Here is a 23772-nt window from a genome sequence, read left to right on the forward strand (position 1 = left end):
ATGAGCAAGCAACCAGACAAACAACGCAAGAGTCAACGACGTGCCCCGCTTCACGAGCGGCATAAGCAGGTCCGGGCAACGCTGTCTGCCGACCTCCGCGAGGAGTACGGCCAGCGCAACGTCCGCGTCAACGCCGGTGACACCGTCGAGGTGCTCCGTGGCGACTTCGCTGGCGAGGAAGGCGAAGTCATCAACGTAGACCTCGACAAGGCTGTCATCCACGTCGAAGACGTCACGCTCGAGAAGACGGACGGCGAGGAAGTCCCGCGACCGCTGGACACCTCGAACGTCCGCGTGACGGACCTAGACCTCGAAGACGAGAAGCGCGAGGCGCGTCTCGAATCGGAGGATGATTCCGCATGAGTAACCACCAGAAGCGACTCTCGGTGCCGAACAGTTGGCCCGTAGAGCGCAAGACTGCGACGTTTACGGTGAAAGCCGGCGCCGGCCCGCACGGTGAGGATGGGGTTCCCCTGCTCATCGTCCTTCGGGACGTGCTCGGCTACGCCGACAACCGCAAAGAAGCCCGCTACGCCCTCAACGAGGACAACGTCCTCATCAACGGGAAGGCCATCTCCGACGAGGAACGCCCCGTCGGGATGTTCGACATCCTGGCCTTCACCGAGCGCGAGGAGTACTACCGCGTGTTCCCCGGCGAGGGTGGTCGGCTCGCGCTGACCGCAATCGACCCGGACGCGGCCCAGTCCAAGCTCGGCAAGATCGTCACCAAGACCCACGTCTCCGGTGGCGATGTCCAGCTGGGCCTCCACGACGGTGAGACGCTCATCGTCGAGGACGACCAGACCTACGACGCTGGCGACTCCATCGTCGTCGGCAACGAGGACGGCGAAATCGTCGCCCACTTCGAGTACGAAGAGGGCGCGCTCGTCACTGCCGTCGACGGTGCCCACGCGGGCGAAGTCGGCGAAGTCGAGGAGATTCAGGTGACGCCGGGGTCGGCCCAGAACAACGTGATCGTCTCGCAGGACGAGGGCGAAGGCTTCGAGACAGTCGAAGAGTACGTCGTCGTCATCGACGAGAACTTCACGGGTGATGACGAATGAGCTCCGAGAGTGAGTCCGGCGGCGACTTCCACGAGATGCGCGAACCGCGCATCGAGAAGGTCGTCGTCCACATGGGTATCGGCCACGGTGGCCGCGACCTCGCCAACGCAGAGGACATTCTCGGGGAGATCACCGGGCAGACGCCAGTACGAACGAAGGCCAAGCGGACCGTCGGCGAGTTCGACATCCGCGAGGGCGACCCCATCGGTGCGAAGGTCACCCTCCGCGACGAGATGGCCGAAGAGTTCCTTCAGACGGCGCTGCCGCTCGCCGAACTGGCGACGAGTCAGTTCGACGACACCGGCAACTTCAGCTTCGGCGTTGAGGAACACACCGAGTTCCCGAGTCAGGAGTACGACCCGAGCATCGGAATCTACGGGCTGGACGTGACGGTCAACCTCGTCCGTCCCGGCTACCGCGTCGCCAAGCGCGACAAGGCGTCGCGCTCGATTCCGACGAAGCATCGACTCAACCCGGCGGACGCCGTCGCCTTCATCGAGTCGACCTACGACGTGGAGGTGAGCGAATGAGCGAAAGTGAAACCACAGACGAGCCTGATTCCGAGACGGCATCCAGTGAGCGAACTGGCCAGCTCGAGTCCTGTCAGCGCTGCGGTCGCGAACAGGGACTCGTCGGCAAGTACGACATCTGGCTGTGCCGCCAGTGCTTCCGCGAGATTTCGCGGGGCATGGGCTTCAGGAAGTACAGCTAACAATGACAGGGAACGACCCATTTGCCAACGCACTGTCGGCGCTTAACAACGCCGAAAGCGTCGGGCACCTAGAGCAGACAGTATCGCCAGCTTCGAACGAGATCGGCAGCGTCCTCGAGGTCTTCTACGACCGCGGGTACATCGACGGATTCAGTTTCGTCGACGACGGCAAAGCCGGCGAGTTCGAAGTTGAACTGAAAGGAGCCATCAACGAGTGTGGCCCGGTCAAGCCCCGCTACTCTGCGGGCGCAGACGAGTTCGAGAAGTGGGAGAAGCGGTTCCTCCCCGCCCGTGACTACGGGACCCTCGTCGTGACGACCAGCCACGGCATCATGAGCCACTACGAGGCTCGTGAGCAGGGCGTTGGTGGCCAAGTCATCGCGTACGTATACTAACAATGCCACGAGTAGAACTGGAGATTCCGGAGGACGTGGACGCCGAGCAGGACCATCTCGACATCACTGTCGAGGGGGACAACGGCAGCGTCACGCGTCGGCTCTGGTACCCTGACATCGACGTGTCCGTCGACGGCGACACAGTCGTCATCGAATCCGATGAGGACAACGCCAAGACGATGTCGACGATCGGTACCTTCCAGAGCCACATCGAGAACATGTTCCACGGCGTGACCGAGGGCTGGGAGTACGGTATGGAGGTCTTTTACTCTCACTTCCCAATGCAGGTCGACGTCGAGGGTGACGAAGTCGTCATCGAGAACTTCCTGGGCGAGAAGGCCCCCCGCCGCACGACGATCCACGGCGACACGGACGTTGAAATCGACGGCGAGGAGCTGACCGTCAGCGGTCCCGACATCGAAGCCGTCGGCCAGACCGCTGCCGACATCGAGCAGCTCACGCGCATCAACGACAAGGACGTGCGCGTGTTCCAGGACGGGGTGTACATCACCCGCAAACCGAACCGAGGTGACGCCTAATGGCGGACAACGAAGAAGACGTGCCAGAGGAAGAGTACACCGAACTGACCGACATCAGCGGCGTCGGTCCGTCCAAGGCGGAGTCACTCCGCGAGGCCGGCTTCGAGTCGGTCGAGGACGTTCGCGGTGCCGATCAGTCCGCGCTCGCCGATGTCAGCGGCATCGGGAACGCGCTGGCGGCCCGAATCAAGGCCGACGTCGGCGGACTCGAAGTCGAGTCCGAGACCGAAGCCGAAGTCGAAGAGGAAGGCGGCGAGGAAGCGCCCGACGAGGACGTGGAGACGGAACTCCAGGCCCGCGGGCTCACCGAGAAGACGCCGGACCTCTCCGATGAGGAAGCGCGGCTACTGACCCAGCGACACCGGGTCGGCAAGCCGCAGTTCAACCGCCAGGACCACCACAAGAAAAAGCGCGTCTCGACCTCGTGGCGCAAGCCCCGCGGCCAGCTCTCGAAGCAGCGCCGCGGCATCAAGGGCAAGGGCGACACGGTCCAGGCGGGCTTCCGCTCGCCGACTGCGGTGCGCGGCAAGCACCCATCCGGCTTCGAGGAGGTTCGCGTGCACAACGTGGACGATCTTGAAGGCGTCGACGGCGACACCGAAGCCGTGCGGATCGCCTCGAAGGTCGGCGCTCGCAAGCGCGAGCGAATCGAAGAGGAAGCCGAGGACGCGGGCATCCGCGTGCTCAACCCCACCTACGTCGAAGTCGAGGTGAGTGAGTGATGACTGATCTCTCTGCACAGAAGCGACTCGCGGCTGACGTCCTTGACGTCGGGAAGAACCGCGTCTGGTTCAACCCCGAGCGACAGGGCGATATCGCCGACGCGATCACCCGCGAGGACGTTCGCGAACTAGTCGATGAGGGCGCCATTCAGGCGAAAGACAAGAAAGGCAACTCCCGTGGACGCGCCCGGGAGCGCCAGAAGAAGCGTGCGTACGGCCACCAGAAGGGAGCCGGTTCCCGGAAGGGCAAGGCAGGCGCACGGCAGAACTCCAAGGAGGACTGGGAGTCACGCATCCGCGCACAGCGGACGAAGCTGCGCGAACTGCGTGACGAGGGAACGCTTTCGAGTTCGCAGTACCGCGACCTGTACGACAAGGCCGGCGGTGGCGAGTTCGACAGCGTTGCCGATCTCGAACGTTACATCGACGCAAACCACGGTGACGCATAATGGCGACAGGACCACGATACAAAGTACCGATGCGGCGACGCCGCGAGGCCAGAACCGATTACCATCAGCGGTTGCGCCTGTTGAAATCCGGTAAGCCACGTCTCGTTGCTCGAAAGAGCAATAAACACGTCAGGGCGCAGCTGGTGACGCTTGGCCCCAACGGTGACGATACTCTCGCGTCCGCTCACTCTAGCGACCTCGCTGAGTACGGCTGGGAGGCCCCGACGGGCAACATGCCCTCGGCCTACCTCACCGGTCTGCTCGCCGGGCTTCGCGCGCAGGAAGCGGGCATCGAGGAGGCAGTGCTTGACATCGGACTCAACAGCCCGACCCCCGGAAGCAAAGTATTCGCAATACAGGAAGGCGCAATCGACGCCGGCCTGGACATTCCGCACAACGACGACGTACTCGCCGACTGGCAGCGCACGCGCGGTGCCCACATCGCCGAGTACGACGAGCAGCTCGACGAGCCGCTGTACAGCGGCGACTTCGACGCTGCAGACCTCCCGGAGCACTTCGACGAGCTCCGAGAGACCCTACTGGACGGTGACATCGAACTATGAGTGCTAACAACGGATGGGAGCCACGGACACGCCTCGGCAAGCAGGTCGTCGAGGGCGAGATCGACTCCATGCAGGAGGCGCTGAACTCCGGACTCCCGCTGAAAGAATCGGAAGTCGTCGACCAGCTCGTTCCCGATCTGGAAGACGAAGTGCTGGACATCAACATGGTCCAGCGGATGACAGACTCCGGCCGCCGCGTGAAGTTCCGCTGCGTGGTCGCCGTTGGCAACCGCGACGGCCTCATCGGCTACGCCGAGGGGCGTGACGATCAGGTCGGCGGTGCCATCCAGAAAGCTATCGACATCGCGAAGCTGAACATCATCGATGTCTCCCGCGGCTGCGGGTCCTGGGAGTGTGGCTGTGGCCGTCCGCACACGGTCGCGCTACGCACCGAGGGCAAGGCCGGGAGCGTCGAGGTCGAGCTGCAGCCGGCCCCGCGAGGGCTGGGTCTGGCGGGCGGGGAGACCGTCCGCAAGGTGCTCGAACTCGCCGGTATCGAGGACATCTGGACACGCAGTAGCGGGAACACACGCACCACGGTCAACTTCGCGAAGGCGACGTTCAACGCCCTGCAGAACACGGCCGAGGCGCGCGTCCCCGAACGAACCTTCGAGAAGCGAGAGGTGATTGAGTGATGCACGCGCTCGTTCAGCTCCGTGGCGAAGTCAACATGCACACCGACATCCAGGACACGCTGGAGATGCTCAACATCCACCACGTGAACCACTGCACGCTCGTCCCCGAGACGGACGCCTACCGCGGCATGGTGACGAAGGTCAACGACTTCGTCGCATTCGGCGAGCCGAGCCAGGAGACGCTGGAGACAGTTCTGGCCACGCGCGCCGAACCGCTTGAGGGCGACGCCGACGTGGACGACGAGTGGGTCGCCGAGAACACGGACTACGACGACATCTCCGGGCTCGCGTTCGCGCTCCTCTCTGAGGAGACGACGCTGCGCGAGCAGGGCCTGTCCCCGACGCTCCGTCTGCACCCGCCACGCGGCGGCCACGACGGCGTCAAACACCCCGTCAAGGAGGGCGGCCAGCTCGGCAAACACGACACCGAGGGAATCGACGAACTCCTGGAGGCGATGCGATAATGACGAGTAAAAAGAAACGACAGCGCGGCTCGCGCACGCACGGCGGCGGCTCGCACAAGAACCGACGTGGTGCCGGCCACCGCGGTGGTCGCGGTGCCGCAGGCCGTGACAAGCACGAGTTCCACAACCACGAACCGCTCGGCAAGAGTGGCTTCAAGCGCCCGCAGAAGGTGCAGGAAGAGGCCGCAACCATCGACGTTCGCGAGATCGACGAAAACGTCACGCTGCTGGCTGCCGATGACGTCGCTGAAGTCGAAGACGGTGGCTTCCGTGTCGATGTCCGTGATGTGGTCGAAGAGGCCGACGACGCCGACTACGTGAAGGTACTCGGTGCCGGCCAAGTTCGCCACGAACTCACGCTCATCGCCGACGACTTCTCCGAGGGCGCTCGCGAGAAGGTCGAAGCCGCAGGCGGGAGCGTCGAACTGACCGACCTCGGCGAGGAGCGCCAGGCCGAGGCCGAAGAAACCGAAGACGCGGACGCGGACGAGGAATAACGAACGATGAGCTGGAAGGACACCGCCGAACCACTGCTTGTCCGGATGCCCGCAGTCCAGCGGCCGGAAGGACACGTCCCGTTCAAGCGCAAGCTCACTTGGACAGGGGGCGTACTCCTGCTGTATTTCTTCCTGACGAACGTGAAACTGTTCGGGCTGGACATCGACGCCAGCCAACAGGTGTTCGGGCGCTTCTCCTCGATTCTGGCCTCTGGCCAGGGGAGCATCTTGCAGCTGGGTATCGGTCCGATCGTCACGGCGTCCATCGTGTTGCAGCTCCTCGGTGGGGCGGACCTACTCGGGCTAGACACCCAAGACGACCCACGCGACCAGATCCTCTATCAGGGGCTCCAGAAGCTGCTGGTGCTCGTAATGATCTGTCTCACCGGGCTCCCGATGGTGTTTGCTGGCGGCTTCCTCCCGGCAGACACGGCGGTCGCAAGTTCCCTGGGTATCGGTACGACCGGTGTCCAGTGGCTCATCTTCGGCCAGATGTTCGTCGGCGGTGTCCTCATCCTGTTCATGGACGAGGTCATCTCCAAATGGGGTGTCGGCTCCGGTATCGGCCTGTTCATTGTCGCCGGCGTGAGCCAACGGCTCATCGGCGGCGTCCTGACGACGCCGTTTATCGGCAACAGTGAAGGGATCATCTACACCTGGTACCTGTTCATCACCGGCCAGCGCGGCACCGGGCCAGTGCTGGCCGCTGATGGCCTCCAGACCGTGCTGCTCCAGGGCGAACTGCTGGGGCTGTTCACGACGGTCCTCATCTTCGCAGTGGTCGTCTACGCCGAATCCGTTCGTGTCGAGATCCCGCTGTCGAACGCCCGCGTGAAAGGTGCCCGTGGCCGGTTCCCGGTCAAGCTCATCTACGCGAGCGTCCTGCCGATGATCCTCGTTCGGGCGTTGCAGGCGAACATCCAGTTCCTGGGCCGGATTCTCGACGCTCAGCTGGGCTCGATGCCGGCGTTCCTCGGGACGTATTCGAACGGTCAGCCCACTGGCGGCCTGTTCTACTTCCTCGCCCCAGTTCAGAGCCGTGGCGACTGGATGTGGTGGCTCGAAGGAACCACCCAACCGGTCTGGCAGATCCTGACACGCGTCGGCATCGACCTGTCTGTTATGCTGGTCGGTGGCGCCGTCTTCGCCGTGTTCTGGGTCGAAACCACCGATATGGGCCCGGAGGCGACGGCCAAGCAGATCCACAACTCCGGGATGCAGATCCCCGGCTTCCGACAGAACGTCGGCGTCATCGAGAAGGTCCTTGAGCGGTATATCCCGCAAGTGACTGTTATCGGCGGCGCACTCGTTGGGCTGCTCGCAGTGATGGCCAATATGCTGGGAACCATCGGCGGCGTCTCCGGTACCGGGCTGCTGCTGACGGTCTCCATTACGTACAAGCTGTACGAGGAGATCGCCGAAGAGCAGCTCATGGAGATGCATCCGATGATGCGCCAGATGTTCGGATAGACCGTAGAACATCTGCAGGCTGAAGTCGGCTTCGGAAATGATCTTTCCGGGTTGACTCTTGCCTTATGCACAGATTAAATCAGCTACAGATACGTTCATTATTTATCCGACTTCTATCTTAAGAGATCGAAAATACGTCAAAACCCGTTATGGAAATTGGAAGAGGACCAATCAAGAATTATTTGATAAAGCAGGTTATTTTTACTGACGTGGATGCGGTATACCTTTTACTCTAGCTCGGTTCGAGTTCGATAATGCTAATACTCGTAAAAAACTGCGCCGGATTCATAGGTGACTATCTACGAGATCGTCCGGCTTGTGTCGACTACAACGCCGTTAATTCAAAGCTCACAAAGTCACTTGATTATGAAATTGAGCTGAAATTCCGGGAGAGGGTCGTGGAATGCGTCGAATGTTCCAGACCGAACCCGAAATGGTATGAGCAGTTAGTTCTGGAGAGTTGACCATGCGTATTCTTCGCGTTGCGCAGAACCTGTATCCTGAGGTTCCCGGCGGTGGGAGCTACCATGTCCACGCGATGAGCCGAGATCAAGCTGCGATGGGCCACGACATAACGGTGTTGACGGTCTCCGACAACGGTAGCCTGCCACGGCATGAAGAACGGGACGGTTACACGGTGGTGCGTCGATCACCGTCGGTCGAGTTACTAGGCAATGCCATCTCGCTGGGTGTGGCACGGCTTCTTTGTGAGGGTCCTGATTTCGACGTGATACACGCTCACTCGCACCTGTATTTCTCGACGAATCTAGCGGCATTGAAACGGCGATTGGGCGACGTTCCGCTGGCGATTACGAACCATGGACTCTACTCGCAGAACGCACCCGAGTGGTTGTTCGACCTGTACCTGCAGACCGTGGGTCGGTGGACGTTCAACCGGGCGGATATTATATTCTGTTACACTGATGAGGATCGCGACCGGGTACGGGAGTTCGGCGTCGATTCCCCGATAGAGGTCGTCCACAACGGGATCGATACTGAACGATTCCGGCCCGACGGTCCCGAGATTGACCGGATCGATCACGACGGGCCCGTAGTGCTGTTCGTCGGGCGGCTGGTTGAGGGCAAGCGGCCCGGCGACGCGGTGGCGGCGGTCTCACAACTGGCCGAAGAGCGGAACGCGAAACTGTACGTGGCCGGCGATGGCCCGTTGCGGTCGGAACTGGATGAGGACCACGTTGAGTCCCTCGGACAACTCCCCTACGAGGAGATGCCGGCGGTGTACCGGGCCGCGGACGCGCTGATCTTGCCCAGTCGTGCCGAGGGATTGCCCCGGACAGTGCTGGAGGCGATGGCCTCGGGCGTTCCGGTCGTGGTCAGCGATCTGGAGCAGGTTACGTCCGTTATCGGCGACGGCGGCGTGATTGTACCTGTCGGCGACGTCCCTGGGTTCGTTGAGGGACTCGAGACGGTAATCGACGATGGTGCGGCCGATCCGCGGGTGCAGATTGAGGGACAGTTCGACTGGGCGGAAACCGTCGAGCGGACAACGATGGTTCTGGAAGAGTTGTGTAGCGATGGCGGGTCCCGTCGAAACGATGGTGAACTGTGAAGATCGTCGAGTGGGTGCCCACATGACGAATACTCCTGCAGATATCCAAGTCCTCCAAGCTGTCCTTCGCATTCGCAGACATTGTCGTCATCTCGGTGGGGTCGGCCTGTTCGAAGAAGTCGGGCCACTCGTCTAATGTTATGCCGAGTTCAGTGACAATGTTTTCGTGTGTCTGACAGGTCAGTTGTTTCGTCGTAATCGACCGGACCGTCGTAGATTTCCGTCGTGCCGTCCACGTCGCAAATGTACTTGTAACGCCGTGCGGATCGTTCTGGGCGAGAGGTCGTGTTCGGAGAGACCTCAGGATGAGGATGAGAGTACACCGGCATCAACCATCCGATTGTGCCATCTGGCGAAGACATAGGCACTCCAAAGGAATTTGCTATGCTCGTGGTTGCCATCCACATGTTCGTCACGGACATCCAGCACTTCTCTGGGGTTGAATAGTTTGGTATCCATTCCCGTAATCGTATCACGAAACTCCCCGGCAAGCTCGTTCTTAAACCACTCGCCAATTGGCATATCGAATCCTTGCTTGTTTCGTTCCAGGATCGAGTCCGGTAAACGATCCTCGAAAGCACGCTTTAGCACGCGTTTTTGTTCAGTTCGAGTGATCTTGTACTCACTTGGGAGCGACAGAGCATACTCAACGACAGCTTGATCAAGGAACGGTACACGGACTTCGAGGGAATTATACATGCTTGCAAGGTCGGTCTTCTGGAGGATCTGGTTCGGGAGCCCGAACCGCGTATCAACCGCCAGAATCCGGGACATGTCGTCGCGCCTGTTCTCTGGAAGGGTTGTTACATGATCTCGGTGTTCATCTCGCATGCGTTCCTCTCCGGCTACGACCGGGCTACCGGTAGTCAGCGTCTGCACAGTGTCCTCGGAGCAAATTCGATTCCATTCGAAGTGGCGATCGGACACGGTTTCCTCATCACCACGGATGAACTTCTGCGCTTTGCGAACGAGTTCTCCACGGTGGCCGGATCGAGAGGCTTCCAGCCCGTTGATAGCAGGCGTAATCAGATTTGCCCGGAGAGACTTCGGAAGACTGCGATAATACTTTGAGTAGTACTCCCCACGGTACTTGCTGTACCCGGCAAAGAGTTCATCAGCACCGTCTCCCGAAAGTGCGACTTTGACGTTCTGGCTGGTTTCGCGCGAGACGATGTAAGTCGGGATGAGCGACGGATCCGCGAATGGTTCTCCAAGCCTGTCTAGGACGGTCGGGATCGTGTCTCGAACATCGTCTGGGGTCACGGTGAACTTAGTGTGGTCAGTGTTGTGGAAATCAGCGACTTCACGGGCGGCCCACGACTCATCAAAGAGCGACTGATCGAAGCCGACTGTGAACGTCCGAACTTGCTCGTCGATCAGCTCGGCCATCGTCCCAACGATGATGCTTGAGTCGATACCGCCACTCAAAAATGCGCCCAGTGGAACGTCACTCATCAGCCGTCGTTCGATGGCGTCGTCGATTCGATTTCGGAGTGTGTCGACAGCGTCCTCGAAAGACGGCTCCCGGCGTTCGATAGATGGCGTATAGAACTTTTCGTGAGTCCGGTCACCATCGTCGATGATGACGAGTTCGCCGGGCTCGAGCTTCCGGACGTTGTTGAATATCGTTCGCGGTGCGGGAATCTGGCCGAACGCAAAATACTCTGAGATAGCCCGTTGGTCGAGGCCGCCATGATCGATGCTGGATTCGAGGAGCGCCGGGAGTTCTGAAGCAAAGGCGATCGTATCGCCATCGTCAGCAAGCAAGAGCGGTTTGATACCCATGCGGTCCCGAGCGAGGAGGAGCCGGTCTTTGTCGGTATCCCAGATGGCAAAGGCAAACATCCCGCGCAAGTATTTGACGAACGAGAGCCCATGTTCTTCGTAGAGGTGGACCAGCACCTCAGTATCGGTGTCGGTTTCAAAGGTGTGTCGCGGTTCGAGATTGTTTCGCAACTCGGGATAGTTATAGATCTCGCCGTTGAAGATGACGCTGATAGTCTCGTCCTCGTTGAAGATCGGTTGGCGACCAGTATCGAGACCCACGATGCTCAGGCGGCGATGTGCAAGTCCGACCAGCCCATCGCAAAAGTAGCCTGACTCATCCGGACCCCGATAGTTGAGGCAGTCGTTCATCCGTTCGAGAATCCGTGTGTCGGGGGAGTTACTCGTCGAATAGAGGCCAGAAATCCCACACATTGAGATAAGTCAGATTTGTATGGTCCAATACATAAAGACCATCATTGGAGGTATCCGAGGTCTTCCAGCCGAGATCTTGTGTCATCGTCCATCGAAACGTCTTCCAATCGTTCTGTTTGCTCGAAGGAATTGAGCCACTCGTCTAACATCGTATCGAGTCGCTCAACAATGTCCAGCTTGGTGCCCGCAAGATTGGTCTGCTCGCCAGGATCGCCTTGGATGTCGTAAAGTTCGCACGAGCCGTCAGAACCGCGGATATACTTGTACCGATCAGTTCGGATCGATTTGAGCGAGCGGTCATATTCGTAGACGTGGTCAGGTAGATCGCCGACTTTGGTCTCCAAGGCGTCCATGGATGGCTGTGGTGCCATGTATTCGGCGACAGCGTATTCGCGGGATTGCTCGGTATCAGGATGGAACGAGACGCCCTGGAATTGGTTGCGCACTTCCGGGGCGTCGATATCAAGCGTGTCGAGAATCGATGGAGCGATATCGATCAATTGAACGAGATCAGTCCGGTCGTTATCCTTGAAGGGCCCACCATGCACGTACAGCGGGACGTGCAATAGTGTGTCATAGAGGGCGTACTGGTGGTCCATCAGACCGTGCTCCCCGATATTTTCACCGTGGTCGCCCGTGACGATGAACAGCGTGTCGTCCCACTCGCTTTCAGACTTGAGAAGATGGATAAGTGCTTCGATCTTCTCTTCAAGATAGGAAATCTCGGCCCGGTAGAGTGCCCGAAGGATCTCGAAGTCCTCGTCTGTCAGGTCAACGGTACCGGCAATGTACCCCCAGGCGTCTTGTGAGATCTCCATCGCTTCCCCGTAGGTAATTCCTTCTGGCAGGTGCTGTTTTGTGTGTGCTTTCGGCGGGCGATATTCGAGATGCGGTTCGAGATAATTGACGAACAAAAAGAATGGACGTGAATCGTCTCTTCCTGTGAGCCAATCCTTGATCCACTCATTGGTGCGAGCAGCCCCATCATCGTTTGCCCGACGGAAGTACTGGCCATAGACTGCATTTGAGATATTAGTTATCGGATTTCCATCGAAGACAGCTTTCACCGCCTCTTTGAACATATCAAGCCCGTTTTCCATCTGAGCGATTTTCCCGAGGTCGGTATCGGCCTGAACGTACTGCCAAGTCTTGAAGAACGTCTCGAAACCACGGCCGAAGCCGAACTCTTCACTGATCCACGTGTTGTTTGAGACGGCAACGGTCTCGTAGTCGTGAGTCTGGAGGATTTCAGGGAGTGTGGTGAGGCTGTCGTCAAGGTGTTTGTGGCCTGCGTGTGCGCCGTGTTTCGACGGGGTGGTTCCGGTGAACAGCGAAGCGTGCGAGGGGAGTGTCCAAGGTGCGTTCGCCGTGGCGTTTTTAAATACCGTACCAGAGTCACTGAGACTCGATAGAAACGGGGTCTGCCGATCTGCCCGTAGTTGGACCTCGTCCATTCGAGCAGTATCCATCACCACTAGTACGACATTTAGAGATTTTGTTGGTGACATGACATTCACTTGTATCCGAGTGCCTGAAGCCGCTCTTCGACTCCTGGTTTGTCGTCCACATCGGGTATCTCGATTCCTTCGGAGGTACGCTTGATCGACTTGAACCGCTCGCGGAGATGGTCCTCGAACCTCTCACGTTGCCGTGGATACTTGTCGAGAACATTTTCTTTTTCTTCCGAGTCTTTATCCAGATCGTACATGAACCGTTCGTCGTTTTTTCCGTCGTAGAGATATTTCCACCCCTCGGTACGGAAACCAAACCTGAGGTGGTCCCCACCTCGCACCTCCTTTTCAGTGACGACTACATCGTATGAAGTCTCGCCATCCTGCAGAAGTGGCATTAATGACTCACCTTCCATTCGCTCTTCCATCTCGAGGCTCAGGTCTGCCCCCTCCATATCGAGAAGCGTCGGCAGAATATCAATGCATCGCACAGGAGCTTCGACCTCCCGTGACTGTTCTACGCTGGCGACCTCTGGGAATCGAATGATGAGCGGGACGTGAGTCAGCTCGTCGTAGGGGAGATTCCCGTGACCATACGTCCCGTGTTCGTAGAATTCGTCACCGTGGTCGCCGACGACCACTACAACTGTGTTTTCGAGGTCGCCCTCCCGCTCCAGACGGTCCAGTAACTGTCCGATTTCCCGGTCGAGGTACTCGACTTCGAGCCGATAATTACGGAGCAGCTCCTCATGTTCATCGTCGGTTATTTCCTCCGGCGAATTGACCGCGGCCTTGCGCCAGAGCCGCTCTGCCCGAATCTTGTTTCGGTACGTGAAATCATCCCCAGGCAGATACGGTCCGTGGACATCCATGTATTGCGTCCAGAGAAACCATGGTTCATCTGTGCGACTAATCCAGTTGGCCAGCTTCGGATTGATCTTCTCCGCGGGCATGTACGGTGTCCTCCGCAGAAGTCGGATGAATTTGTTCGCGTACCGGAGCAGATCGTCCGGGGCACGCTCCAGCATCCCCTCTGACTCCAGCGGAAGGATATTCTCTTCGAACGTATCAAAGCCTCTGTGGAAGTTCCGCAGATGGGAGACGTTTGGGTTCGAGTGGATCGCGCCTGTGGTATACCCGTTTCGCTGGAATTGTTCCGCCATCGTCGGCTGATTCTCTTCGAGATACCAGTGTCCACCGTAATCCAGGGGATAGCGACCGGTTAACATCGAGGTCATGGCTGGGGCAGTACTGATTCCCTGGGAGAAACATTTCGAAAACCAAACGCCGCTGTCCGCGATTTGATCCAGATTTGGTGTTGCAAACTCGTCACCAGCGACTGCGTCGTAACGCAAGGAGTCAACCACGAGGAAGAGGACGTTCGTCATACGAGACGGTTACTTTGCTAGGTGAAATGGATTGCGTCATTTATCGGGCCAGTGAACGTTGAGCTCGATGTTCGAAAGTCCAATAACTGCTATCAGGAGCAAGATAGGTACGAACTGGATTCGACGCCGAACTGCAGCTCCATAGTTCATCTCGATAATCGAATAAGTAACCACACCTGTTAACAGATACGATAGGAGGAGGCCCAAATAGTATGGCTTGTTTTGAAGCATCCCCATCCCTCGCCGCACGCCCGTCGTAGCAGCAAGCAACGCAATGGCACTTCCTCCGACGAGTAATTCTGTAACCCCTCGAATTTGCCATGGGAACGGAGTATATAGGAAATAGAGTACTTTGATTGGCGCATATAATATGATGTCTAACCATGTGTCATAGTGTAATCCGACTAAATACACAGCATCTCCATGTGCTCTACCGTATGCGAAAGCGTTGATGGCTTCAGGCGAAAGCGTCGTCCCAAATCCAGTGAACTGTCCAAAATTTAGAGTAAAGTAAGCTAGGATCGGAGTCGAAAAGAGAACAGTACCAGCAATATAGTGTGGTTTCTCACGACTCTTTGCGAGTCCGACAAACCCAATCATAACCGCAATTAGAAAGAGATTTTCTTTCCGTAGTATTAATATTGCAAATATAGTAAGAATTCCAATTGTAACTGTTGGGAGAGAAATTGTATCCAGCCACTGTACGCTAGTCCACAAGAATCCGATCAATACGACAACTATTACGATCTCGCGTTGAATAACAACAGAACGAGCGAGGATTGTAGGCCAAAAGAGGACAACTGTTGCAGCGATGAGGGAGGTCCGCCGATCAGAGACACGACGTGCAAGCTGAAAAATAAGATAACCCACGAGGAGGCTGAAAAAAGAGATTCCAACCCGACCACTGATTGGAGTCTGACCGATGACAACATAAAACGGTGCAAGTAAATGGGCCATCAAGCCACGCATCGTTATGATCTCAGTCAACGGTCCCAGAATCTGTCCGTGTGACCATGCGATAGCCAGTTCAATCGCATTTCGATTGTGTCCCGAGGAGATCGGTGGCGTCGGGAGGATACCAACAGTTGCGTCCACGGTAATGAGTGCAATTCTAACTAAGAAAGCGCCAGAAAACACTGTCAAGACGTAGTTTTTCAATCGGAAGGCTAGTGCTATAATCCCAGCAGTAATAATCGTGATAAGGAGAAGTGTTGGGTATGGGGGCAAAAACACGAAGACTGTTGCTGTGCCAAGTGCTGCGACGATGAGTGATATTCGTGGTCGCAAACGTGTGGCGAGAGTAGCGTTACTCATTAATAAGACACCTATATAACTCGGCGTACTCTGCAACGGTGCGTTCGATCGAGAACTGATTCACTGCTCGGTCATGTCCCTTTTCCCCTAGTCCCGCTCTTCTGTCGTGATCATCAAGTAATGATGAAACCGCATCTGCAAGGGCAGACGGATTTTTCGGTTCAACAAGTATGCCTGCATCGTCGATCACTTCGTTGAATATTTCTATGTCTGTAGCCACGACCGGCCGCTTGGCAACCATCGATTCGATCGGCGTAAGTCCGAATCCTTCCCATAGGGATGGAAAGACAGCCACATCGAAATTCGGAAGGAACGGATAGACATCCGGAACGTAACCTGTAAAGTAAATATCATCAATAAATTGTGTTTCACGAGCAACAGATTCGAGCTGTGCTCGCTTTGGGCCATCTCCAATAATAAGCAACTTTGCATCTGGATGGCGGCTCTTGATTAGGGGGTAGGATTCGATGAGGTATTTATACCCCTTTTGATCAGTTAGTCGTCCCACCGTCCCAATAATTGGATCATCTGGTGAGAATGGCGTGCTTTGGTTTAAAACTCGTTTAGAAGTATCAAACGACTTCTTTATTTGTTCACTGTTGACACCATTTTGAATTGTTGTCTGGTCAGTTGAATCGGGGAGTAATCTTCTTTCCCAGGGTAAATAAGAAGCTGAAACCGTTTCACTCACCCCGACGATAACATCGGAGAGAGGGAGTGTGATACCGTTTGATAGTCGAGCTAATTTTTCATATTCAGTGTGGACATTATGTTCCACACTTACAAGATGGGGAATGCTGGCTATCTTACCAGCAGTTCGTCCCCAAACCCCAGAAATAGGTGAGTTCGTGTGCACTATATCGGGATTGTCCTCCAGAAGGTGCTTGATTAATCGCCAATATGCACTGAGATCGTAATTTGAGGTCGCTTCCAAATGAGTGACTGAAACACCCTGCTTACGGAAATCTGAGGCAAATGTTCCGGGACCAAACATGTGGTAGACAGTGAGATCAAAGTCGTCTTGCGGTAGATTACTACAGATATCATACAGCAGTTGCTGCGCACCGCCGTGTTCCTTGTCTAAATTTCCGATAAGATACGAAACGGATATCATCAAGCGTTCGCATTTTTATTTCTGTCGCATTTTAACCATTCGTTCTGTCGCGGTTGCTCAGTGGTTTTTTCAATGCTATCTATTTATATCCAGGTCACGTAATCGATCTCTGACGATGTCCGATTTAACAACCCACTCTCGAATTGGAATCGGCGGTGCACACTCACCAACGTAGTTTCTATGGACGCCAGCGACTACAGTCTTGCTGGAGAACAAATGGAGTGCCTACTTGGGGTTCTTGACGTACATCAGCCAGAGTCTGTCCCGAGAGATATCGACGCTGCCCACGAACTTCTGGTTCCAAGCGTTCTCACCAGTCGGGTTGCTGCCGTCGCCGTCGATACCCCAGAAGTGGTCCCCATCGAACTCGATTCTCGAGGGAACGAATGGGTAGTGAGGCTACATATCAGGGACGACGAGGTGCTTGTTCGGGAACCGTTCTGCGGTGTCAAGGGCCGCATTAGTAATTGTTTCGGCGCGGACGGTACCTGTGGCCTCGTCCCAGCCTTCGGCCAGCCAAACATTGATTTTCTCGTGGAGTCCGACGTCTGGTTCTTACGGTTGCGTTTGAGCTGTGGTACGCCGAGACATATAAAATACGGGTTAAATTACATTTAACGAAGCTCGTTTGGAGCCAGTTAGTGGTCGTAGAACCCTCGACATCCGTGACAACAGGTAGCCACCAAGCTGGCATAATAAATATTATGCACCTGCTGGAATGTGTTAGATCTGGGACACACGGCCAGATGTTATCCAACTCGCCCTGGAACGTTAGACATAGATACTTGTCCACAGTCGTCAAATTGTCGTGACACTACCCTCTTAAGATCAATTGCCCTCTGGATTACTTGTGGATGCGTGTAGCTGAGTAGGTAGAGAACAATATACCGTAACCGTCGTTGGGTACATGCTCGGCGAGCATGCTTTCGTGCTTCTCTGAGATGTCCGTCGCCCAAATAGCTTCGAGCGAGCTCAGCATCGACAGATGCCTTTGCCTGTTCCCACAATCTCCTTTTTTGCATGAGCGATTCGTGTTTTTGTAATACCGCCTGCTTGTCCCGCTTGAGCGCCGTTGACGAACTCGACATGCTCTCGTGGACCGTCCGGAAACAGAGATGATCTTGGACCGCAGCGACGGTCCACTCTTGACACAGTCGAATGTAGAGGTCCCAATCCTGTTTCGTAGGGAGCGACTCGTCGAAGCCTTCAACGCTTTCGAAGATGTCACGATGTACTACGACCCGCGATGGTGTTCCGATCTGATTGCCGATGAGAATCGAATCCGAGCAGTCCCCACTTGGCGCCCTCCGCTCGCAGTGGACGAGTTCGTTGTCCGGCGTGATCGCAGCAACTAGACAGGTGGCTAAACCAGCCGACTCCTCCCGGGCAAGCGCGTTGACCTGTCGGACGATCTTTTCTCGGTGCCATCGGTCGTCGTCGTCAAGAAAGGCGATATACTCGCCGTTGGATTCGCGGACACCGGTATTTCGGGCCGCAGAAAGCCCTTCGTTCTTCTCGTGGCGAACACAGCGGACCACCGCGGGAAAGTCGGCGACAATCTCTTCTGCATACGGTTCGGAAGAGCCATCGTCGACGACGACAACTTCGATATCGTCGAAGCTTTGTCCGAGCGCCGTTTCTATCGCGCCGCGGAGGAACTCACGGCGTTCGTAGGTGGGGATGACGACTGAGACTGTTGCTGTCATATCTCTGGTATATTATGTGTCACAAGAATGGTAATATGAACACTATCGGTTCATGATTCGAAAACAAAAATATTCTTTTCTACCCAAGTCAACTCAGACAGTTCAAGTTCATTACCGATCCGTATTGATTTCTGCTGTTTGTGTTCCATGTCGTATTGCTCGAATTTTTCGATCCAGTATTCGTGCGGTTGCTCGTTGACGTGATGAGTACCCCCCTGGCCGGGCGGTGCAGCGGTCACAATTGCGACATTCCCCGAAGTACAGATCGACTCAACTATCGTCTCGGCCGACTCCTCTGGAATATGTTCCAATACTTCCACACAGAGGACAATATCGTACACCTGATTCGGTGAGTACGGCTGTGTCAAGTCGTGTATCTCGAATTCCGAATCCGATAGCGCCGACGTATCCCTTGCAGTTTCGCTCAAATCGACACCGTGGACATCAATGTCGCGGTCTCGATATGGGTACAGCAGTGTACCAGTCCCGCAGCCGAGTTCGAGAACACTGCCGGGACTGTATCTATCCAGAACTGCCTTCGCGAACTGTTCTGCATCCGCTAGTGCCGCTTCTTTATCCCGATCAACATAGTAATCAGATCCGTACACCGTATCGTGACTTAAAATCCCTGCTCGGTACAACTGGAATGCAAGGCGACTATGACGCAATCGTGTAGACGCGGAGCTCCAAAGTCCACTTAGACCATCAGATCGTAATTTGTTGACCACCGGGCTAAGCATGATTATAATGACGATTATTTATCGGGAGGATATAAATTTCTCTTTATCATTGCGACCGAGCCAGTACTGTGACTGTCTCAAATAGCGTACAATCCCCATGGTGGGAACACGACACGCAATCCTGCATTGACCAAGACTATACCAGATGCCTCGAAAGCACTGTATTGGACTCTGAATAATGGGAGATTTAGGCTTCCGAGGCATTCTACAAAGCGCGTCCGTAGTCGGTACTGGGATGATATTCTCAAAAGGGATTAGTTTGCTTGCCGAAACGATCGTTGCCAGAGAGCTGTCGACAGCCGGCTTCGGGGCCGCGATTTTCGCGTACACGATATTAGTCACGGCTGGCAGTATCGCGGTCATCGGTATACCGCAGGGATTCACGTACTACCTTTCGATATTTGACGAGCGGGGTGACAACGACGCTGCCTTTGGAACTCTGGTATCAGGAGTCGCTATCCTTGTGGTGATAATCAGTATCGCCACCTTCACACTCTATACGATACCGTTTGCCGTCGTTGAAGCCGTTGGAATCTCACGCAATCAGTGGCGTTGGGTACGGCTACTCGGCCCCCTGCTTGTCGCGTACCCGGTCACACAAGTTTCGTTCGGGATCATGCGTGGTTACGACAAGTCCCTCCCGAAGGTCCTCTCTGACGACATTGTCAACAAGATATTCGCGTGTGCGGCACTTAGTGTAGCCGTATTACAGAACGCGGGCGAGTTGGCGTTCCTGTCGTTCTATCTTGGACAATATCTATTGAGTAGCCTATTCGCCAGCGGATACGTTCTGTACCTACTACGGGTGAAGTTCCAGCAGATTACGCTGCGGGCGAACTTTGGCACAGAGGGACTACAACTCGTATCGTACTCGTGGCCATTGGCGCTGAAAAACGGTACGCGGCAGATTCTGGGAAGTACGGATATCCTGCTTGTCGGCGCGTTGCTTGCGTCGTCTTCTGCTGTGGGCTATTATCGAGTGGGATACGTGATTTCCCAAGTCGGGATGATTCCATTGTTAGCTCTGACATATCTCTACACCCCTCGTGTCGCTCGAAAACATGATAATAATAAAAAAATCGAAATGAGGAATTTATATCGCCAGGCAACGAAATGGAGTACTCTGCTTACCCTACCCCTTCTTGCTACCGTCCTGTACTTCCCAAATGATATTATACGGATTCTATTCGGATCTGAGTATACGCCAGGATCAGTGGTACTGGCTATCCTTGCATTCGATGTAGTTCTCCGATCTGGAATGGGAACCGCAGCTTCCACACTCCAAGCAATCAATCGTACCAAGGTTGATTTCGTTACCACAGCAACGACCACGATAATCAACCTTGGACTGAGCTACCTCCTGACTTTACAGTATGGGATTGTCGGGGCTGCCATCGGTACGTTGATGAGTATATTCTTGATGAATTCAATACAGGTGCTTTTGGTGTACCGCTTCGCTTCAATTCAGCCTTTTTCTAAGGAATATGTACTCTTCCTAACTTTATCGCTAGCTTTGACGCTACCAGTATTCACCGTAGCGACCACAATCTTTGGCGGATTGAGACTTACGCCACTCCAAGTTCCTGTTAGCTTACCGGCTTTCGGCTTTGGGTTTGTTGCATTTGAGATACTACTAGCGTGGTTCAGCGGTCTTATATCGTCAGACGAGAAAGAATCAATCTCCGAATTTGGCCGCCGGTATTTGTCCGGTAGTAACTAGCTTGACCCGAAGCAGAATCTATAGTTATAAATTTGAGCCACAGGTTATGTAGACCATGGCCGGATCACCCCCAAATGTAGTTCTCCTCTCACTAGATAGCCTCCGCGCTGACCATCTCCCGACGTATGGATATACTCGCAACACTGCCCCAACGCTGTCAGACTTGGCCGACCGAACTGATGTGACCGTTTTTGAGAACGCATTCGCAACAACTGCGTGGACACTGCCGTCACATTCCTCCATGTTCACGGGGCTGCCAACTGTGCAGCACGGAGTGTACGATCAAGGACTGCGTATCGATCCCGAATACACGCTCGCTGCCAAACTGTCGATGGCTGGCTACGACACGGCGGCGTTTTTGAACAACGGGTGGTTAACGAACGCCGGAGTTACCGATGCGTTTAACCACCGATTTGATATTTTCGATATGGAAGAGCCCTCCAGTACCATCGGACGAAACATCAATCGGCTCAAAGAACTGTTTTCAATGCAAGATAGCGGTGTTTCCAAGTCGATTCAGCGTTTTGACGACTGGGTTGAATCGACGATGCCTGCTTCAGCCGGGGACCGTGACACACCGTTTTTCGCCTTCTTTCATCTAATGGAACCGCACTATATTTATAACGCGATGCGACCGTATCACAAACAGTATATCGACCAGTCAGTCATTCGACTATTGATGAAACAGCGGGAGATATACACCGAACGTGGGCGGTACTTCGCAGGGGAAACGTCAATTTCAGATCGGCAAATGGAGGGACTCGTGGATCTATACGATTCGGAAATCAAATATTTAGACACCAAACTGGCGGAGTTGTTCGATCTGCTTATGCGACGAAACCTGTTCGATAATTCACTTATCATCATCGTCGGTGATCACGGTGAGCTATTTGGTGAACGTGACTTGATTGGCCATCACTTCTCACTCTCTGAAGAACTTCTCCACGTTCCGATGTTCGTCAAATGGCCTGAGGGGACGAACGCACTGGGTGCAAACCGTTCCAGCGCATTCGTGAGTTTGACCGACGTATTCAAAACTGTAACTAATATGTCTAACTCTAATATACCATCTAAATATAACCGTTCTTCGCTGGAAGAACAGCATATGCAGGATAATCGCCGAGTGTTCGCCCACTATCAGACTCCCGATTCGATGCTGGATTCGTTCCGCAAACAGATCGACAATCAGTTTGATTTCGACGACGAGTACGACACGTCAATATCGGTTGTGCGTGATGGCTCGGAAAAGCTGGTCCTCACGTCAGATGATGTCCGATACTATGACCTCGATTCGGATGGCGGAGAAACGAATGACCAGAGTGGCACCCACGCAAACCGTGTTAATGAGCTACGTTCTGCGCTCAACGACCATCTCGCGGCAGACGCGCTCGCGGTGGACACGGGAGATGAATTCAGCGATGGTGTGCAGGAACAACTCGAAAGTCTGGGGTATATTTGAACATGCGAATCGCTTCCGCATAGTGAGGATAGTCTAATTCGATGGACGGCCACGGATGATTGCGTAGCTCACAAGTATAAAAAACGGTTCGTACCATTCTCGGTTCGCACGACACCACGCGAGGAACCCCGCAACACCCTTATCGTCCGACTTGACTCGTAGCCGAGTACCGCTGACATTCTCAAGCAGTCGGCGTGGATGTGTTCTGCGTCGACATTGTACCACTCGACCGATCCACAGCTCCGGGGCCACCTGATCTCGGATTTCCTCGGCAGCGTCAAGATTTTCGTAGTATTCATCCTTTGGAGGTTTTCTTCCTCACCGTCAACACTATTTCTCTCTAGCAACCGTACGTTCGCTTCCATGACATTCTCCACTAAGGAGAAGTCCTGAGTCTGCGTGCCGTCGCTGTACACGACCGGTGACCCACCATTCAAGCGCTGGAAAAGCGAGCTTACACGCTCTCGCTCGCACGGGCACCAACAGAACACCGACTTGAAGTGTCTGAGGCGATAACACATATGGGCGGTCGAAACAATAGGCTGCAATTTTTACGTCTGTGTTAACTAAATCATCACGTCACGGCGATGATGAGTCAGATCATCGGTAGCGACACATTCGGATGGCTTAGACACATAGTAATGATAATAGATACAGAGGTGACGCGTACTTTTTACCGTTGACAATTGCCGTGCGGACTGAATTGAATACGTTGATGAGATCGTTGAATCGACCCCTGTGACAAGTAATATGTTACTTCTCTCATGGAATCCGATCATAGACTCCGTCAGTTCAGCTGTGTATAACTCTCGAGAAATCGCCGTAAACACTGCCGACACCAGTAAACGTTGCCAGAGAGAATAGATTTCGTATACTTTCAACCCACGCTCCCAAGAGAGACCTCAGTAAGAGATATCTTTCGTGTGCTTTCACCGGTTTGCTGGCAATCCCCTTTCAACCCTCTAAGATGATCGCCGGATCAAGATCAAGTTCGTACTCATAGCAGTGTCCACCCGCCCGTCCTCTGTTTCTACCTTTCGATTGATAATTAAGAAAATTGACATATTCTGGAGATGGTTATGCATTCGCCAACGGACGAGCGGATCGACATTGGACCCCTCTGCGACACGTCGAGACAGGGTATACAAATCGCGGATCCGCGCCGGGATCTCCTGCTCAAAAACTGTAACATTGCCACGAGCGCGAGGTGACCATGTTTCGTCAACTCACGCACCCCGTGCTCGGCTTGGTTCTGTTCGAGTTTCTCACGAGCCTGATGAACGTGATCCTCTGCCAGTCACCCCCATCGTTCGCCCGTTCGATCTCACCAGATTTTTTATAGAAAACCCAATACCTAACGGGCGTTGCCCGTGTCCTGCGCCGCGATGGCGGCACACAACGCGATCACTACATCGTCCACTGCGTCGTCGTCCATCGAACCGGCTACTCACTTTTCGAGAATAGCCCGTAATTCCGTGTCGTTATACGGTGTGAAGTGTATCACTTCCTCGCAGAGGGTGTGTTTCACTCTTGTAGAAAGATCAGCGCGGAATCCGAAATCATTGCTGATGCCTATCACGCCCGACTTCGGCTTCCAGAGG

General features: G+C 55.1%; 25 protein-coding genes. 17 read left to right on the forward strand and 8 right to left on the reverse strand.

All coding sequences use genetic code 11. The features are described 5' to 3' along the window. The 14 genes from rplX (at nucleotide 1) to IEY38_RS14795 (ending at nucleotide 9080) form a co-directional block, all read left to right on the forward strand. Nucleotides 1-363: a 50S ribosomal protein L24 gene (gene rplX / locus IEY38_RS14730; RefSeq protein WP_004957398.1), complete on the forward strand. Its 363-nt coding sequence runs from the start codon at nucleotides 1-3 to the stop codon at nucleotides 361-363. Beyond that, complete coding sequence (locus tag IEY38_RS14735) at nucleotides 360-1064, forward strand: 30S ribosomal protein S4e (RefSeq protein ID WP_188979048.1); 705 nt, start codon at nucleotides 360-362, stop codon at nucleotides 1062-1064. Before rplX ends, IEY38_RS14735 begins: the two co-directional genes overlap by 4 nt. Further along, entirely contained in the window at nucleotides 1061-1594 is a 534-nt protein-coding gene (locus IEY38_RS14740) for a 50S ribosomal protein L5 (protein WP_004591562.1), read from the forward strand. Before IEY38_RS14735 ends, IEY38_RS14740 begins: the two co-directional genes overlap by 4 nt. After that, nucleotides 1591-1776: a 30S ribosomal protein S14 gene (locus IEY38_RS14745; RefSeq protein WP_004591563.1), complete on the forward strand. Its 186-nt coding sequence runs from the start codon at nucleotides 1591-1593 to the stop codon at nucleotides 1774-1776. Before IEY38_RS14740 ends, IEY38_RS14745 begins: the two co-directional genes overlap by 4 nt. Before the next feature lie 2 nt (nucleotides 1777-1778). Continuing rightward, on the forward strand, nucleotides 1779-2171 hold the full coding sequence (locus IEY38_RS14750) for a 30S ribosomal protein S8 (RefSeq protein WP_004516956.1): 393 nt from the start codon (nucleotides 1779-1781) through the stop codon (nucleotides 2169-2171). A 2-nt stretch (nucleotides 2172-2173) separates the two neighbouring features. Continuing rightward, on the forward strand, nucleotides 2174-2710 hold the full coding sequence (locus IEY38_RS14755; protein WP_121303379.1) for a 50S ribosomal protein L6: 537 nt from the start codon (nucleotides 2174-2176) through the stop codon (nucleotides 2708-2710). Beyond that, nucleotides 2710-3432 (forward strand): 50S ribosomal protein L32e, encoded by a 723-nt coding sequence (locus IEY38_RS14760; protein ID WP_005538129.1) that lies wholly within the window; start codon nucleotides 2710-2712, stop codon nucleotides 3430-3432. The genes IEY38_RS14755 and IEY38_RS14760 overlap by 1 nt, the downstream gene beginning before the upstream one ends. After that, nucleotides 3432-3881, forward strand: coding sequence for a 50S ribosomal protein L19e (locus IEY38_RS14765; RefSeq protein ID WP_004516953.1), 450 nt, complete (start codon nucleotides 3432-3434; stop codon nucleotides 3879-3881). The genes IEY38_RS14760 and IEY38_RS14765 overlap by 1 nt, the downstream gene beginning before the upstream one ends. Next, nucleotides 3881-4444 carry a 50S ribosomal protein L18 gene (locus IEY38_RS14770; RefSeq protein ID WP_049944128.1) on the forward strand — a complete coding sequence of 188 codons (564 nt, stop codon included), beginning with the start codon at nucleotides 3881-3883 and terminating at the stop codon, nucleotides 4442-4444. The genes IEY38_RS14765 and IEY38_RS14770 overlap by 1 nt, the downstream gene beginning before the upstream one ends. Further along, on the forward strand, nucleotides 4441-5079 hold the full coding sequence (locus tag IEY38_RS14775) for a 30S ribosomal protein S5 (RefSeq protein ID WP_004957374.1): 639 nt from the start codon (nucleotides 4441-4443) through the stop codon (nucleotides 5077-5079). The genes IEY38_RS14770 and IEY38_RS14775 overlap by 4 nt, the downstream gene beginning before the upstream one ends. Then, the gene (gene rpmD, locus IEY38_RS14780) at nucleotides 5079-5543 is read left to right on the forward strand and encodes a 50S ribosomal protein L30 (RefSeq protein WP_050036837.1); all 465 of its coding nucleotides are present in this window, start codon (nucleotides 5079-5081) and stop codon (nucleotides 5541-5543) included. Before IEY38_RS14775 ends, rpmD begins: the two co-directional genes overlap by 1 nt. Then, on the forward strand, nucleotides 5543-6040 hold the full coding sequence (locus IEY38_RS14785; RefSeq protein ID WP_170095649.1) for an uL15m family ribosomal protein: 498 nt from the start codon (nucleotides 5543-5545) through the stop codon (nucleotides 6038-6040). Before rpmD ends, IEY38_RS14785 begins: the two co-directional genes overlap by 1 nt. 6 nt (nucleotides 6041-6046) lie before the next feature. After that, nucleotides 6047-7510: a preprotein translocase subunit SecY gene (gene secY, locus IEY38_RS14790; RefSeq protein WP_170095650.1), complete on the forward strand. Its 1464-nt coding sequence runs from the start codon at nucleotides 6047-6049 to the stop codon at nucleotides 7508-7510. 466 nt (nucleotides 7511-7976) lie between these two features. Beyond that, nucleotides 7977-9080 (forward strand): glycosyltransferase family 4 protein, encoded by a 1104-nt coding sequence (locus tag IEY38_RS14795; RefSeq protein ID WP_188979050.1) that lies wholly within the window; start codon nucleotides 7977-7979, stop codon nucleotides 9078-9080. 300 nt (nucleotides 9081-9380) lie between these two features. Here the strand turns inward: IEY38_RS14795 and asnB are convergent, their stop codons facing one another. From asnB to IEY38_RS14820, 5 genes are read right to left on the reverse strand one after another with little or no spacing between them, the layout of a single operon-like run. Next, entirely contained in the window at nucleotides 9381-11279 is a 1899-nt protein-coding gene (asnB, locus tag IEY38_RS14800; RefSeq protein WP_229775327.1) for an asparagine synthase (glutamine-hydrolyzing), read from the reverse strand. Between the two features lie 41 nt (nucleotides 11280-11320). Then, nucleotides 11321-12787, reverse strand: a complete 1467-nt coding sequence (locus IEY38_RS14805; protein ID WP_188979053.1) for a sulfatase — start codon at nucleotides 12785-12787, stop codon at nucleotides 11321-11323. A 5-nt stretch (nucleotides 12788-12792) separates the two neighbouring features. Continuing rightward, complete coding sequence (locus IEY38_RS14810) at nucleotides 12793-14118, reverse strand: sulfatase (protein ID WP_188979055.1); 1326 nt, start codon at nucleotides 14116-14118, stop codon at nucleotides 12793-12795. A gap of 36 nt (nucleotides 14119-14154) precedes the next feature. Beyond that, entirely contained in the window at nucleotides 14155-15432 is a 1278-nt protein-coding gene (locus IEY38_RS14815) for a hypothetical protein (RefSeq protein WP_188979057.1), read from the reverse strand. Continuing rightward, a complete protein-coding gene (locus tag IEY38_RS14820; protein WP_188979059.1) occupies nucleotides 15425-16546 on the reverse strand; it encodes a glycosyltransferase in 1122 nt (373 codons plus the stop codon). Before IEY38_RS14820 ends, IEY38_RS14815 begins: the two co-directional genes overlap by 8 nt. A 180-nt stretch (nucleotides 16547-16726) precedes the next feature. Here IEY38_RS14820 and IEY38_RS14825 point away from each other — a divergent pair, with 180 nt between their 5' ends. Next, complete coding sequence (locus tag IEY38_RS14825; RefSeq protein ID WP_188979061.1) at nucleotides 16727-17164, forward strand: hypothetical protein; 438 nt, start codon at nucleotides 16727-16729, stop codon at nucleotides 17162-17164. A 131-nt stretch (nucleotides 17165-17295) separates the two neighbouring features. Here the strand turns inward: IEY38_RS14825 and IEY38_RS14830 are convergent, their stop codons facing one another. Further along, nucleotides 17296-18252 (reverse strand): glycosyltransferase family 2 protein, encoded by a 957-nt coding sequence (locus IEY38_RS14830; protein ID WP_188979063.1) that lies wholly within the window; start codon nucleotides 18250-18252, stop codon nucleotides 17296-17298. Between the two features lie 50 nt (nucleotides 18253-18302). Beyond that, nucleotides 18303-18860, reverse strand: a complete 558-nt coding sequence (locus tag IEY38_RS14835; RefSeq protein ID WP_188979065.1) for a class I SAM-dependent methyltransferase — start codon at nucleotides 18858-18860, stop codon at nucleotides 18303-18305. 310 nt (nucleotides 18861-19170) lie between these two features. Between IEY38_RS14835 and IEY38_RS14840 the strand changes: the two genes are divergently transcribed. Both IEY38_RS14840 and IEY38_RS14845 read left to right on the forward strand, forming a co-directional pair. After that, nucleotides 19171-20712 carry a flippase gene (locus tag IEY38_RS14840; RefSeq protein ID WP_188979067.1) on the forward strand — a complete coding sequence of 514 codons (1542 nt, stop codon included), beginning with the start codon at nucleotides 19171-19173 and terminating at the stop codon, nucleotides 20710-20712. Between the two features lie 55 nt (nucleotides 20713-20767). Further along, nucleotides 20768-22171 (forward strand): sulfatase-like hydrolase/transferase, encoded by a 1404-nt coding sequence (locus tag IEY38_RS14845; RefSeq protein ID WP_188979069.1) that lies wholly within the window; start codon nucleotides 20768-20770, stop codon nucleotides 22169-22171. Between the two features lie 1354 nt (nucleotides 22172-23525). On the opposite strand, the gene IEY38_RS21825 is transcribed toward IEY38_RS14845, so the two are convergent. Beyond that, nucleotides 23526-23606 (reverse strand): hypothetical protein, encoded by an 81-nt coding sequence (locus IEY38_RS21825; RefSeq protein ID WP_390182261.1) that lies wholly within the window; start codon nucleotides 23604-23606, stop codon nucleotides 23526-23528. Nucleotides 23607-23772 lie beyond the last annotated feature (166 nt).

This window comes from Haloarcula sebkhae (assembly GCF_014647415.1).
In the GTDB taxonomy this organism is placed as follows: Archaea; Halobacteriota; Halobacteria; order Halobacteriales; family Haloarculaceae; genus Haloarcula; species Haloarcula sebkhae.